This window comes from Candidatus Margulisiibacteriota bacterium, assembly GCA_041650855.1.
GTDB lineage: Bacteria > Margulisbacteria > WOR-1 > O2-12-FULL-45-9 > XYB2-FULL-48-7 > JALOPZ01.
The window spans coordinates 26,520-39,898 of the sequence record JBAZKJ010000005.1 but is presented as its reverse complement, the minus strand read 5'-3'; the positions used below and the strand labels follow the sequence as shown (position 1 = coordinate 39,898).

Annotated in this window: 16 protein-coding genes; all 16 read left to right on the top strand. The window is 55.7% G+C overall.

Annotation, left to right across the window (positions count from 1 at the left end; genetic code table 11):
• Window positions 1-207 (top strand): hypothetical protein (locus WC529_08940; GenBank protein MFA5114394.1); only part of this gene is annotated, 207 nt, incomplete at its 5' end.
• 491 nt (window positions 208-698) lie between these two features.
• Window positions 699-1,037, top strand: a complete 339-nt coding sequence (locus WC529_08935) for a hypothetical protein (protein MFA5114393.1) — start codon at window positions 699-701, stop codon at window positions 1,035-1,037.
• 173 nt (window positions 1,038-1,210) lie between these two features.
• A complete protein-coding gene (locus WC529_08930) occupies window positions 1,211-1,894 on the top strand; it encodes a hypothetical protein (GenBank protein MFA5114392.1) in 684 nt (227 codons plus the stop codon).
• 86 nt (window positions 1,895-1,980) lie between these two features.
• The gene (locus WC529_08925; protein ID MFA5114391.1) at window positions 1,981-2,460 is read left to right on the top strand and encodes an HGGxSTG domain-containing protein; all 480 of its coding nucleotides are present in this window, start codon (window positions 1,981-1,983) and stop codon (window positions 2,458-2,460) included.
• Window positions 2,457-4,082 (top strand): phage terminase large subunit family protein, encoded by a 1,626-nt coding sequence (locus WC529_08920; GenBank protein ID MFA5114390.1) that lies wholly within the window; start codon window positions 2,457-2,459, stop codon window positions 4,080-4,082. The genes WC529_08925 and WC529_08920 overlap by 4 nt, the downstream gene beginning before the upstream one ends.
• A 45-nt stretch (window positions 4,083-4,127) precedes the next feature.
• Window positions 4,128-6,077: a phage portal protein gene (locus WC529_08915; protein MFA5114389.1), complete on the top strand. Its 1,950-nt coding sequence runs from the start codon at window positions 4,128-4,130 to the stop codon at window positions 6,075-6,077.
• A 64-nt stretch (window positions 6,078-6,141) separates the two neighbouring features.
• The gene (locus WC529_08910; protein ID MFA5114388.1) at window positions 6,142-6,891 is read left to right on the top strand and encodes an HK97 family phage prohead protease; all 750 of its coding nucleotides are present in this window, start codon (window positions 6,142-6,144) and stop codon (window positions 6,889-6,891) included.
• Window positions 6,888-8,090 carry a phage major capsid protein gene (locus WC529_08905; protein ID MFA5114387.1) on the top strand — a complete coding sequence of 401 codons (1,203 nt, stop codon included), beginning with the start codon at window positions 6,888-6,890 and terminating at the stop codon, window positions 8,088-8,090. Before WC529_08910 ends, WC529_08905 begins: the two co-directional genes overlap by 4 nt.
• A gap of 77 nt (window positions 8,091-8,167) precedes the next feature.
• Window positions 8,168-8,710 carry a hypothetical protein gene (locus tag WC529_08900; GenBank protein MFA5114386.1) on the top strand — a complete coding sequence of 181 codons (543 nt, stop codon included), beginning with the start codon at window positions 8,168-8,170 and terminating at the stop codon, window positions 8,708-8,710.
• A gap of 246 nt (window positions 8,711-8,956) precedes the next feature.
• On the top strand, window positions 8,957-9,304 hold the full coding sequence (locus tag WC529_08895) for a hypothetical protein (GenBank protein ID MFA5114385.1): 348 nt from the start codon (window positions 8,957-8,959) through the stop codon (window positions 9,302-9,304).
• 17 nt (window positions 9,305-9,321) lie between these two features.
• Window positions 9,322-10,044, top strand: coding sequence for a hypothetical protein (locus WC529_08890; GenBank protein ID MFA5114384.1), 723 nt, complete (start codon window positions 9,322-9,324; stop codon window positions 10,042-10,044).
• A 61-nt stretch (window positions 10,045-10,105) separates the two neighbouring features.
• Window positions 10,106-11,116: a hypothetical protein gene (locus WC529_08885; GenBank protein ID MFA5114383.1), complete on the top strand. Its 1,011-nt coding sequence runs from the start codon at window positions 10,106-10,108 to the stop codon at window positions 11,114-11,116.
• On the top strand, window positions 11,116-11,550 hold the full coding sequence (locus WC529_08880) for a hypothetical protein (GenBank protein ID MFA5114382.1): 435 nt from the start codon (window positions 11,116-11,118) through the stop codon (window positions 11,548-11,550). Before WC529_08885 ends, WC529_08880 begins: the two co-directional genes overlap by 1 nt.
• A 176-nt stretch (window positions 11,551-11,726) precedes the next feature.
• Window positions 11,727-12,005, top strand: coding sequence for a hypothetical protein (locus WC529_08875; GenBank protein ID MFA5114381.1), 279 nt, complete (start codon window positions 11,727-11,729; stop codon window positions 12,003-12,005).
• Window positions 12,006-12,016: 11 nt separating this feature from the next.
• Window positions 12,017-12,379 carry a hypothetical protein gene (locus WC529_08870; protein ID MFA5114380.1) on the top strand — a complete coding sequence of 121 codons (363 nt, stop codon included), beginning with the start codon at window positions 12,017-12,019 and terminating at the stop codon, window positions 12,377-12,379.
• A gap of 14 nt (window positions 12,380-12,393) precedes the next feature.
• The gene (locus WC529_08865; GenBank protein MFA5114379.1) at window positions 12,394-13,362 is read left to right on the top strand and encodes a phage tail tube protein; all 969 of its coding nucleotides are present in this window, start codon (window positions 12,394-12,396) and stop codon (window positions 13,360-13,362) included.
• The last annotated feature ends 17 nt before the right edge of the window (window positions 13,363-13,379 follow it).

The window sequence follows — 13,379 nt, the reverse complement described above, 5'->3', positions numbered from 1 at the left end:
GGAGCGGTGCAGGTTCGCGGAGGGGTGCAGTTTCGCGGCGCGGTGCAGTTTCGCGGAGGGGTGCAGTTTCGCGGCGCGGTGCAGTTTCGCGGAGGGGTGCAGTTTCGCGGCGCGGTGCAGTTTGGAAACAAAATATATTTTACAGCGCGATTACATTTTATCATTCAACGGCTTTGGATCAGAAAACCGTTGCACGTATGCGTTTGATACGGACCAAGGAATTTATATCCGTTGCGGATGCTGGGCCGGATTTATTAAAGATTTTCGGAAGCAAATTATCGAAACGCACGGGAAGGACAAGGCGGCGCGAGAATATCTGGCGATGTGCGATCTGATCGAGTTGAGATACGGTCGTTAAATAGCTGGTGCCGACGGGCCGAAAGTGGCAGCGTGCCGAAAACAATGCCGACGAGCATTGACGGGTTGCCAGCCAGCGAACGCCGGGCGGGGTGAAGCACTCCCCCGCTCGGCGGCGGATTAAAGATGGCGGGGTGTTGTAGCGGTAGCATATTCGTCATTGGCTTGGCGAAAGGGTCAAGGGTTCGAGTCCCCACCCGCCAAAATAGGAGGAGAAGGTAAAATGGGAGAACTGAAAATTTTCCAAAGGATAAGATTGTTTTTTAAGCAATTATTTTGTTGCCACAAATGCCATGTCGAGCCAACAGACAAGAGCGCCCAGGTTATTGTAATAATTTGCGATGTTTGTGGTAGGGTTTTTGTTTTTGATAAAGCGGACTGGATGTGACTTCAGCCAGAGAAAGGAGCGGGGGATGATCGCCACAACAAGCCTTGACGAGCGTTTCGTTGCCGCCTCCGGGACCGGCATGGAAGGGATCGACCAACAGATCGACTTCAGTATCGGCCTGAAAGAACTTCGGCGGAAGGTTAAGGAACTTGACTCAAAATATCAGCGAGCTTTTTTTCTCATGTATGGCCAGGAAGATTTGCCAAGTGAACGGTGGCTAATGAGAAGACTAAGAATATCTAACCGTCAAGTACGGAACCTCAAGCGTTTCTTCAAAATGTTTTTTTCGTAACCCGACTCCCCACAAAGTGAGGGGGGGGGCGGAGCAGTGTTTTGACCTTGCTCCGCTTATTTTTTCCTTATCAGATAAGGGTTACAGCCGAATTCACTCTTTTCGCCAGCCATATATAGAGGGACTTATAACAGAGGCCGTGACCAAACGGCCCTCCCTCTATGGGGGTAAGGGTGAAAAAACTATCGGTCTTGCTGTTGGCGCTGATGATCTCGATGCTCTCGGTCCCTTCGTTCGCGCTTGATGAGATCGATGATATCTTCGGCTTGAACAACTTGAACTCCGATTCCGATTACGATCAGGCCCGGCCGGTCGGTCACCGGCATATCAGGGTCAAGGCCAAAGACCGGATCATCCCCCCCAACTCCCCCATGCCTTGTCCGCCTGTTCAAGGTCCGGTCCAGACCCAGGATCTTGATAACGAAGTCCCGACAGTAACCCCGGTGGCCCCAGCCGCACCCTCCTCCCCCGCTGCCCCCGCGGTCTGGGGCCGCTCGAGTTTCAAAAGCAAACCCCGCCGGTCGATCTTCGCCGTTGGCTTCTACGGCGATCTCCCCACGCTTACGATTTCTCCCAGGCCGGAGAATGAAATCACTCTCGGCCTGACCGCCTGCAATGGAGACTTGCGCGCGGTAATCCGGGGGGCCGGTTCCCTTTATCAGTCAGCCGATCCCCTGACTACGGTAAAAGCCGGTCTCTCTGTCTTCCCCGGGGACGTTCCCGCTTGGGGCGTCTTCGTCGGTTTTGAACAAAAGATAGCCGAAAATCTCCGGCTCTTTGCCGATCTCTACCCGGTCATGGCCGGCGGCCAGACCGTCATCGGCCGGGTGATCTACGGCGGGAGGATAGACCTCTGAACCAGACACCTCTTGCAGGTTCGGCTGACCACGCCCCTCATGCAGGGGCGGCCGCCGCTACCGCCAAACTCCCGTCGCCGTCCAGCGTGCAATGCACGGCCAAGAGCAAGCGGAGCGGGGTGCAATGTCGTAACCGGGCGATCCTCGGCAAGGATAAGTGCCGGATGCACGGCGGCAAGACCCCGATCAAGAGCGGCCTCTACTCCAAGTACGCGATGAAAGGCCTGGCCGAGAAGATCGAAGAAGCCTCGAACGACAAAAAGTTGACCGATGTTCGGGCGCTCATCGCCGTTCAGGCCAGCCTCATGAACTCTTACCTTGAAAAGTACAAGTTTGCCAAAGCGATCGGGCAGGAGGAGATCGAGGTCTTGATGACTATTTCCGATACGATCGGCAAAAACATCGAGCGGCTGAACAAGATCGAGAATGGCGAGACCTTTAACGTCAAGATCGACGTCGTTCAGCGGTTCGTCCTCAAAGCGTTCGAGATCATCAAGATCTTTATCCCGGATGCCAAAACCCGGGAGGCGTGCGGCGCGGCGCTGATGAAGGCGGGGGTTGCATGAGCTTAGACTTACTCGAACGCCCGGCGACTTCGCTCCCGGCGCTCAGAAAAGCGGTCGAGACCGTTACGGTCGAAACGCTCCTGGCCGATCTCGGCCGCCGCCTGGCCGACCGGCCGCTGACCGAAAGGACGACTTTTGAGCACTGGTTGACCGAAAATTACTTCATTGACGGCCGCCGGTTCGGGTTCGAGGGCTATGAGCCGCTACAGCAGGTCTACTTCGACGATCACCCGGACATGGTGATAATGAAGTCGGCGCAATGCCGGATCAGTGAATACCTGATCGCCTACGCTTTCTATTTCGCGCTTCAACGTGAGGAAAACGTCTTCTATGCCATGCCGGCCAAAGACCAGATCAAGGACTTCGTCATGGGTCGGGTCGACCCGAGGATTGACGAATCCCCCCGGCTGCAGGCGCTCATCCGCAAGACCGACAACAGCGGCCTTAAACAGGTGGGGCTGAACTTCATCTACTTCCGGGGATCGCAGAACCAGCGGCAGATCAAGTCGGTCGACGCCGGTTGCGACATCCTGGACGAATTCGACGAGATGGTCCAGAAGAACGTCCCGACCATGAAGAAGCGGCTCGGCAGTTCGAAGTACGGGATCGTTAAAGAGGCGAGCACGCCGACCTACTTCGAGTACGGGATCCACGCGGAGTACCTGAAGAGCGACCAGAACGAATACTTCCTGAAGTGCGATAAGTGCGGCAAGTGGCAGACGCCGGACTGGCTGAAGAACATCCGGCCGGCGCCGACCCGCGACAAGGCGATTCCGAACCCCGACCGGGTAGATCTGGTCTGCAGCGACTGCGGAGAGCCCCTAAACCGGGCCCAGGAGGGCGAGTGGCGGCCGCAGAACCCCGGGGCCTTAAAACGCGGTTATCACATCTCTAAACTCATTTTTAAAGTTACCAACCTCCTGGCTCTCTGGATTGAGTACCGGGATACCCTGAACCTCCAGGACTTTCATAACGGCAACCTTGGCCAGCCCTACGCACCGGCCGGTGGCAAGCTCGACGACCTGGCGCTGAACGGCTGTCGGGAGGCGTACACGATCGAAAAAGCGACCGGTTGCACGATGGGCGTCGACGTCGGCGACCTCTACCACGTCCGGGTGTCGATGAAGGACGGAACGAAAAAGAAGGCGGTCTTTATCGGTACGGTCAAGAACACGGAGGAGCTGGACCGGTTCATGAAGAAGTTCGACGTCCGCCGGTGCGTGATCGATGGCCTGCCGGAGACCCGGGAGGCGACGAAGTTCGCCTTGCGCTTCCCCGGCCGGGTCTTCCTTGCTTATTACCTGCTCAAAGACCCGAATAAGACCTACGAATTCAAGAAGACGGAGAAGCCGCTCAAGGTCCTGATCAACCGCACCCGGGCGATGGACGAGACCGGCAACCGGTTCATTGAGCGCGAGAACATCATCCCGATGGAGGCCAACACGATCCCCGGCTACTACGACCAGCTGAAGGCGCCGCAGAAGATCAAAGTCACCGGCGCGGACGGTAACGAGGCGTACTCCTACGTCGAGGGGAGCCGGGCGGACCATTACTACCATGCCGAGGTCTACGACGACATCGCGGGGCAGGGGCAGCAGCAATATGGGATTTGTGTGGTTTAAGGAAGTGAGATGGGAATAGTCAGAGAATACCTTGATGCTTTTCGGATGATGCGCGAACTTGGCCGTAAGAATTCGAGTTTCCGCGTGATCCGGGAATGGGGGGGAGAGGGTGGGGGACCGGCGCGGAGTAAGTTTATCAACACCGCCGATTACTTAAGTGCGGCCCAAGCGCTTCACTGGGTAGGCATCAGCTGTTCGTTGATTGGAGAAGACGTTGGCATGGCGAAGGGTGGGGTGTACGACCGAAAATCGAAATTGGTCGAGGACGAGGACTTGGTACAACTACTAGAAAACCCGAATCCCACCATGACTTCGTTTCAATTTAACGAGATGATGTCCTGGTTCCTGCTTCTGGCCGGCAACGCCTATATCCTAAAAACCGCGACGAACATGTTCGAGAAGATTAAAAACCGGCCCGGAGCCCTTTGGCTTTTGAACCCTGCCCTGACCGAGCCGGTCGTCGATGTCCGATCGCGGCAATTGACCGGCTATGAAATGCGGTGGGGCACGGAGACAGTCAGGTTTGCCCCGGACGAAATTGTCCACCTCAAACTGCCGAATCCAATGGATGACTTCCGGGGCATGGGGAAGATTCAGTATAACGCAACCCTTTTTAATACCGATCTCGCGGCGCAGATTTATAACTGGAACTTTTTCGAGAAGGGCGGCCAACCAGCGACCGCGCTGGTGCTCCCCGAACATCAAGAACCGGAACAGATCAAGGAACTCGAGGAGCAGTTTGAGAAATATCGCGGCGTCAAGAATTCCCACCGAAACATTACATTGCACGGCGGGATGGACATCAAAAATATAGGGCTGTCACAAAAGGATATGGCGTTTTTCGAACTCATGAAATATACCCGCGAAGGGATATTGGGGATCTTCAAAATCCCGCCTGCTATTGCCGGCATATTCGAGGCTGCCACGATAGCGAACTCGAATTCTCAATCTCAAGACGCCTTCTATTGGGCCAGAGCCGTCTATCCGTTACTGGTTCGGATTCAAGAGGCCAAGACTATCGGGATTGTCCGTTTATTTAATCAGAGTTGGGGATACTACTACGAAGACGTAAGGCGCAAGGACAATGAGCTGAACATGAAACTTTACAGCCAAGGCGTCCTGAACGCGGGCCTTTCGCCGAACGAGGGTCGGGTGTTGTACCTTGATCTACCCAAGGTTGAAAAGAACCCGGCGATGGACGGTTATTACCTGCCGATCAATATGATTCCGATCGCCGACGCCGCGGGGACGACCGAACCGGCGCCGCCGGCCGGCGGGAAGCGGTTCGGGACCAAGAAAATTACCGCCAGCGTTCGGCAGCAGATCTATAAGGCATCGCTGAATACCCGGAAAAAGATTGGCAAGACGATCAAAACCGAGATGAAAACGTTCTTTGACCGGCAGGAGGAACGGGTCCTGGCCAAACTGGAGACCCAAAAGAGCTTGACGCTGGAGAGGAAGATCTCCGCTGAAGATATCTTTGATTTTGAGCGGGAAAAGACCGAACTGCTGCAGCGGATTCGAAAAGGCCATCTCGGCGTCATGCTCCGGGCGATCGAGGACGTCAATGGCGCTTTGGGGACCGAAGTCGAGGCTTCGGTCGAGAACCCGCAGGTAACTGCCGGTATCGCCCGGCTCGCGCAGAAGGTGACGCTGGTCAATCAGACCACGAAAGACGCGATCGACGCGGAGATCCGTGCTGGCGTCGATGCCGGGGAATCAATAGCTGATCTGAAGGCCAGGATCGAAGGGATCTACGATCAGGCGCGCGGCTACCGGGCGGAGATGATCGCCAGGACCGAATCGGCGGCCGCCTACGATCGGGGATCGATCTTGAGCTACAAGGCGGCGGACATTCAGTTCGTTGACGTCATCGGTTGCACGACGTTTGAGCCGGATTCGGATTGCGGGGCGACCCATATCCCGATCGACGAAGCCGACGGTTTGGAGTTTCATCCCAACCATACCGGCTGCATTGTTCCGGAGGTGGGCTGATGGAATTGCAGCTTTTGAGGAGTAAAAAAACTAAAGTCGAGATAAAAAAAGGGGGAAAAGGCAAATGTTAAAAAATAGGAAGATTTTATCGGTCGAGGATTTAAGTGCGGGCCGGTCGGCGGGCGACGTCGAAGGGATTATGCAGTTTGCGATCGAAGAATTTAAGACGACCACAAACGACAAGGGCATTGTAACGATCGAAGGCTACGCCAATACCAAAAATAAGTTAGACCGTTACGGCGATGTGCCGACAGTCTTCTCGGCGCTCCGCAATTATGTCTATGAACTCGAGGAATTCCACAAAAATCCGGTTTGCCTGCTTGACCATTGGAACCAGGTCGGGAATATCGCCGGTTCGTTCAACCCCAAAATGGGTGGCTTGATCGTCGAAGATGAAATTGGTCTGAAATTTAAGATGGTCTTTTCCGCCTCTGACTTCCCCCTCTGCAAACATGCCCGCACTGTTTATTCCGAGGGCCACGGCCGGGCGCTGTCGATCGGCGGCCGGTGGTATTGGGAAGACAAGGACCATCCGGAGTATTTAACTTACGCGAAAATCTTTGAGATTTCGCTGGTAGGAGTAGGAGCCGATCCCGATGCGCTGACGCGCAAAGGGCTTTATCTTCCAGGGGAGGCCGAGAAAAGCACGGCGAAAAAACTTCAAGGTTGCTTAGCAGCCTATGAAGCGAGTATCAACGCCGGCGAAGTATTGAGCCCGGAAGACGAGGGCGCTTTGAGTGAAGCGCGGGAAAGGCTGAATAAAATGATCAATAAGGGGGAAAAAACATGTCAGATAATGATAGTAAGACAGTGACCCTGAAAGATGTCCGGGATGAGATCAAAGGTGCAGTAGGCCCAGCCGTTGAGGAGGCAATAAGAAAAGCGATCCCAGTGGTTGATCCGGTAGCGGAAGAGGCGAAAGCCGGGGCCGCAACGAAGAGAATTATCGAGGAGGTCTTAAAGGCGATCCCTCTCGATGCCAAAGGTTTCCCGGCGGTCATTCGGCAGCAGGGTGACAAGCGTCATTTCGGTGAGGTTCTGAAAGCGATCAAGATGAACGATTCGTACCTGGTCGATAAGTACAAGATGCCTCTCGTCAATCTCGAAGGCGACAAGATGGTGAATGGCGATCAGAAGGTCATCACGGTTGGCAGCTCGACATCAGGCGGCTACATGGTCCCGATCGAATACGAAACGCAGATCATGAGCATTGCGGAGGAGTACGCGGTCGTTCGTCAGCTAGCCACAAAGGTGGGAATGAAGTACAACACCAAAAACCGGCCGATTGTCACCGCCGGGATCGCGGCCTACTGGCTGGATGAAAATGCGGCCGGGACGCCAGCCGACTGGACCTTGGGCCAGATCCAGTTAGTGGCCAAGAAGATGATGTGCTTGACCAAGGTAAGCAACGAGGATCTGGAAGACAGCGATCCCAGCGCTGAGGCCACACTGATCCGCGAGTTCGGTATCGCGATTGGGAACAAGGAAGACTCGGCCTTCCTTTACGGTGCCGGTTCCGGAACGACCGATCCGATCACCGGAATTTACAACCTGGCCTCGATCGTGACCGTCGCCGCCGGAGCTAATTTTAGTTTCGACGACGTGTTTGAAGGGATCGGGCAGGCCAAGGCGAATAAGGCAAAGAAAATCGACCTTATTTACAATCCGATCCTCGAAGGGAAGTTCCGCAAGCTTAAAGGCACCGATGGTCAGTACCTCTGGGCCAATGCTGCGGGTGCTACCCCGAACACCATCGCCGGATACCAGCTCCATGACGATTACAACGTCCCGACCACCTTGGGAACCGGAGGCACCGATACCTTCCTGGTCGGCGGCGACTTCTCCAACGCTTACATCGGCGATAAGCGGGGGATTATAATCGCGCAGGGCCTCGACAGCACGGACTTCAGTTACGACTTAACGTCGTTCCGGGCTATTAAACGGACGGCCTTTACGGTTCACGCCGCCCTGCAGAGCCGGTTCTTCCGGGTTTCCGGCATAAAAACCGCCTAAATAAAATAGGCTGTTAAACCGCTATGGGGGGCGGGATATAAATACCCCGGGTTTCGAGGAAATGGAGGAAAGCGATCATGGCAAATAAATTAGAGACGAAATACGCGACTCATGCTACGGCTTCGGAGCTCACCTTTCGGGGGGATAAAAACAGTCAGGTTGTAGTCAAAAATATTGACTCGACTTCGGACAAAGCCGGTTCGGTAATCGGCATTTTCGAGAAGACGACCGGTCCCTACACCCTGGATGGTGCCGCGGCTTCCGGCCAGGCAGTCGTTCCGCTGGCCGCGACTTCCGGGCTTACCAATGGGGATAAGGTCGTGATCCGGTCCAAGACCGACATGACCAAGTTCGAGAAGGGGGTCATCAGCAGCATCTCCGCCGGCGTCAGCATCACCCTGGCCGGGAACCTGACCTATACCTACGCGTCCGGCGATGAGGCGTTCGAGATGATGACCACGATCGCATCAATCGCCAACGGTGCCGCATCGAAAAACCGTGGGAACGGTCAGCCGGTGGCGGCGGCGGCGGAGAATTCCCCACTTTATGCGGTGCTTGACAGCACCTCTGCCGGCGATCTGTCGATGACGGCGGAATACGTTCCGGTCGAGGGGGAGTAAGTTAGTCAGAGGGGGAGGGGCGCGGCCTCTCCCCCTTTCTTGACCTAAACAAAACATGAAAGTCCAATGCTTGATTAATCGTCTAATGGAAGGCGGGCTAAAAAGTAGGGGGGACGTCTTCGAGGTGAGCAAAGCACGAGCAAGGCTTTTAATCGACAATGGTTTCGTCGAAAGATTTAAGGACACCGAGCTGATTCCGAATAACATGAGGGCGAATATCTCAGATCAAAAAGGGGGTAAAGAGGGATGAGAAAAACAATCGTTTTCTTTTTCGCGTGCCTATTGCAAGCGGGGGCATGTTTCGGCTTTGCCGAATATGACTACAACCTGACCCGGACCGTAACATCCGGGGCAATGACCGTCATCGATCTATCGTCTTTGGGCCAATCGGCGGCCGTGGTGATCGCCAATGATTCATTGTCGAGCGAAGTCTATGTAAATTGGGACGGTAGGATTACCCAGGAGGCGGAGATGTCGACGGATGGCTGGCGGTTGCTCCCCGGCGAAGTTCAGAGCCGGGACATGCAGACCAAGAAAATCCGGCTAAAGGCCCAGACCGGCAGCGTATCGACCAGGATCGGGGTCGTATTCTAAAAAAGGGGTATGAAAAGATGAAAAAACAGATCTTGCTTCTCTTGTTTCTACTCATGCTCGTCTTCGTAGGGCTTCCCCTACGGCCATGCCCTGCCCGCGCGGCCGGAATCATGCACACCAGCGGCAGCGTCATGCTGACCACCGATTCGGATAAACTTGGTGGCCAGCTCCCGGCTTATTACCAGACGGCTTTCGGGTTTAACGCTCACACCGGAGAGGCGATCGCCCACGGGACCACCGGAGCGATCGTAGGGACATCAGACGCGCAAGTTTTGACCGGAAAAACTATCAATGCCAGTCAATTGGTAGCCGAATCAATTACCGGCGCCAAACTGGCGGCCGATCTTGGCATCAGTACGACCGGCAATATAACAGCGGCGGCATTTACTACGGCCGGTACGGTTGAAGCGGGATGGTTAAAGGGTGATGGGACGCAAATAACAGGGCTTACAAGTGGAACGATTACGCAGATTAATGCCGGCTCCGGCTTGACGGGCGGTCCGATTACTTCGACCGGAACGATTTCAATTGACGCCGCCAGTTCGCAAACATTCGCGAATCTGACGGCTACATCAACTATGACGGCAACGATGTTCAGCAGCAATGGTTTGCTACTCGCTCCCCAGGTTGCTTGCCCTTGGGCAGACGCAACGCCGGAGGGATCGTGTTGGATCCCGACCGGGACTATCACCCCCGAAATTTATCTTGGGGCGGGATGGTTGCACATTCAGACGTATTAAATAACAAGCGGGGCCTGGCAAAGCACTCCCGGGCCCCGCTCGGAGGGGAAAAATGTCCTTAGTGATCGATCGACTCTTAAAACTGCCTGATCTTTCGGGCGCGGAAGCGACGCTTCTGACCGCGGACGCGGCGGCGGCCGCCGTGGCATTGTCGGTCGTCAATATCGGGGGCTTCGCGGACGACGACTTCGTGATCGTCGGCCACCCCGGGGAAGAAGACGCGGAGATCGTCCAGGTCACGGCCGCGCCGTCCGGAACGACCATCGCGGTCGGGGCCTTGTCGCGGGCGCACTCGGCCCAGGCGCCGGTAATGGTCGCGGCCTATAACAAGGTCAAGGTCTACCGGAGCGACACCGAGGGCGGGACCTACGCGGAGATCACCGGCAGCCCATTCGCTTTGGAGATCGATCAGCCGTTCACGAACGTCATTGACCCGACCGGTACGGCCGCCAAGTACTACAAGTTCAGCTACTACAACAGCCAAACGCTGGCCGAATCCGACAAGTCGGTGGCGTACCTGGGCGGGAAGCCGGCCGGCCTGTGCAGCCTGGAAGAACTGAAAGAGGAATTGTCAAAGGATCTCGGTGATAAGGTCAGTGACGCCCTGCTCATCAGGTGTATTGACGAGGCGACCGATCGGATCATCCAATACACCGGCGTTCAGTTCGTCAGTAAGACGATCGTCGATGAATACCACGATTCTAATGGCGGAGATTGCTTTTTTACCGACTATTACCCGATCCAGAGCGTGACCTCTCTTTACGACAACGGGACCTTGATGACCTACAACGCTGATCCCGACCTGACCGAATACCACATCAAGCCTGGGCATATCAAGCTTGAGTCTTCCAGCTTCTACCCGGGGGCCAACAGGATAAAAATCAGTTACGTCGCCTATAAAGAGCCGCCGGAAGAGGTGAAGGGCTGCGCGATCAAGATGGCGGCGATCCTGAGCGGCCTCAAGACACGAACGTATTTCGACGAAGCCGGCCAGACGCAATCGTACCTGATCTCTAAGATCCCCGACGACATCTGGACGATCCTGAAGAAGTACAAGCGGAGGACCATCTAATGAGCCTGGAGATCTCGATCGACATGAGGCAGATCGACCAATATAAGGCGATTCTTAAAGTCGCCGGCGAAAAGCTGATCCCGGAGCTTGACCGGGCCGTGGCCACCACGGTCGCCGAGGGCAAGCGGTACATTTCCGAAAAGACGCCGGCCGTGACCGGGAACCTGCGCCGCGGCTTCCAGGTCGTCCGGCTCGGGCCGGGGATCTCGATGATCTACAACTTGGTCAAGTATTTCCCCTTTATCGAAACCGGCGAGCGTTTGGTGCGGGCGCATAGCAACCTCAGAAGCAGGCGGACGTTCGGGGATCGGATCGTTCGGCGTCATGCCGGGCCGGCCAGGATGGTCCTAAATTCGATCCAGCAGATCCGGGAGCGCCTGGCGCTCAACGTCGACGTCGCCTTGACGTTCCTGCTGCGCGGGAGGCCGCTATGACCCTGGCTCTAACGCCCGAAGAAAGCGTCTGGAAGACCGTCGCCGACCGGCTCCGGACCGTGCCGAACGTCAAAAAAGTTTATGAGGGGTATCGGCAAGGGTACATCGATGGGGTCATGCCCTGCATCGTAATGGAGATTCTGCCGAGTAGGGAGGTAAAAGGTCCAGGGCCGAAGATGCTCGAAGTCCCGATGATAATTGAAATTCGGGGCGTAATTGGCATCAAAAATCGTTTAGACGATCAGATCATCGGCGACGATCGATCCCCGGGGATCCTGCGTTTCGAGCGCGCTATAAAATTAGCTTTTGAGGGCAATGATCTAAAACTGAATAACAGGATCCACGGCTACGAAATCGAAACAATGGATAATAAAAACGTAAATGACAACGTTAGGGAGGTGGTGATCAGGTTAACGCTCCAGCTAAATTATCAGGTAGCCGGCCAAAGAACGTAAAGGGGGAATTTATGAAAAAATTGATTTTCAGTCTGTTGATGTGTCTGCTTCTCGTCGGGGCGTCTTTTGGTCTCAAGGTCGACAGCAACTGGGCGAGCACGTCGTGGAATCTGACCTTTGAGGGCTCGTCCTTATCCGACTACGTGTCGACCCCGGGCTGTCAGTACGCCCTGTTGACCGTCGGCGACAGTTCGGTCGGCACGATAACCGCCGAAGCCGTCTGGTACTTGGCACCAGGGTCTACGGTCAGCATCGGTACCGATGCTCTGGTTGCCGGCACGCCGCTTCAAGTCAAATCGCCGCGCGCAAAATTCAAACTTTATGAATCAGGCGCCGGCTACGCGACTGCCGAAGCGATTGTTTATTGCTACTAAGGGGGTAAAAAAACATGAGATCAGGGAATGAAGGTCAACTGAAGTTCGCAATCGAAGACGCCTGGGCGGACGGCAAAACGCCGTCGATCAGCGTTCCGACCTTGAAAAGTACGATCAAGCCGGATGTCGAAATGGCCCCCCGGGACGGAGAGGGCTGCGCCAGCCGCTACGCACCGACACCTCGTGCCGGCAAGCAGTGGACCCCGGGCGGCTGGGAATTCAACGCCTATCCGGACATCCTCGGGTACTTCCTGCTGGTCGCCTACGGCACGCCCAGCACGACCCAGATAAATCCCGGGGTCTATTCGAACGTCTTTCAGCCGGGCGTGGTGTCCGATCAGAGTATGTCGCTCGAAGACAGCAAGGGCGGCGAGAATCCGCTGATGGTCCCCGGTTATAAGATCAAGAAGCTGAACTTCTCGCAGGCGATGGCAGGCGCCGCGCAGTTCCTGATCTTTGGGTGTGACGGCGGGGGTAAGTTCGGGACCGAAGGCTCCCTTACGACCTTCACCTATCCATCGACCTTTCCGCTGATCTTCTCCGAAGCCGCGATGACGATCGCCGGCGCGGCGGCCTATCTGGATTCGGTCCAGTGGACGGAAGATAACGGCCTGGTGGTCCCGAACCACAAGGTAGGGGCCGGAGGGGAGACGATCGAGCCGGACGTTAGCGGGAACTACAAGGGAGAGGGGTCGTTTGTGCTGGACTTCGAAGATCTCTCGAACTGGGATAAATTCCGGCTGGCGACCGACGTCGCGATTGCGATCACCTACACCTCGTCCCAGCTCATCGCCGGCGCCGATCCCTACAAGCTGACGGTTACCATGCCGGTGGTACGGTTCAAAAATCCCTTGCCGGACAGGAGCGGTTCGGCTCAGCTCAAGGAAACGGTCGGATTCGAAATGTTCGCCGGCGACGTCGACGGGGCAAATGTTCCGATCAGCTACACGCTCCAGAGTTCGATCGATTACTCGGCGCTCTAAATTTTGATAAAGGTGGT

What these genes read in the sequence shown, in the direction of transcription:
- WC529_08890 (MFA5114384.1), top strand. Translation starts at nt 9,322, where the DNA reads ATGAAAAAACAGATCTTGCTTCTCTTGTTTCTACTCATGCTCGTCTTC.
- WC529_08865 (MFA5114379.1), top strand. Translation starts at nt 12,394, where the DNA reads ATGAGATCAGGGAATGAAGGTCAACTGAAGTTCGCAATCGAAGACGCC.
- WC529_08895 (MFA5114385.1), top strand. Translation starts at nt 8,957, where the DNA reads ATGAGAAAAACAATCGTTTTCTTTTTCGCGTGCCTATTGCAAGCGGGG.
- WC529_08915 (MFA5114389.1), top strand. Translation starts at nt 4,128, where the DNA reads ATGATGCGCGAACTTGGCCGTAAGAATTCGAGTTTCCGCGTGATCCGG.
- WC529_08900 (MFA5114386.1), top strand. Translation starts at nt 8,168, where the DNA reads ATGGCAAATAAATTAGAGACGAAATACGCGACTCATGCTACGGCTTCG.
- WC529_08870 (MFA5114380.1), top strand. Translation starts at nt 12,017, where the DNA reads ATGAAAAAATTGATTTTCAGTCTGTTGATGTGTCTGCTTCTCGTCGGG.
- WC529_08880 (MFA5114382.1), top strand. Translation starts at nt 11,116, where the DNA reads ATGAGCCTGGAGATCTCGATCGACATGAGGCAGATCGACCAATATAAG.
- WC529_08910 (MFA5114388.1), top strand. Translation starts at nt 6,142, where the DNA reads ATGTTAAAAAATAGGAAGATTTTATCGGTCGAGGATTTAAGTGCGGGC.
- WC529_08920 (MFA5114390.1), top strand. Translation starts at nt 2,457, where the DNA reads ATGAGCTTAGACTTACTCGAACGCCCGGCGACTTCGCTCCCGGCGCTC.
- WC529_08875 (MFA5114381.1), top strand. Translation starts at nt 11,727, where the DNA reads ATGCTCGAAGTCCCGATGATAATTGAAATTCGGGGCGTAATTGGCATC.
- WC529_08935 (MFA5114393.1), top strand. Translation starts at nt 699, where the DNA reads ATGTTTGTGGTAGGGTTTTTGTTTTTGATAAAGCGGACTGGATGTGAC.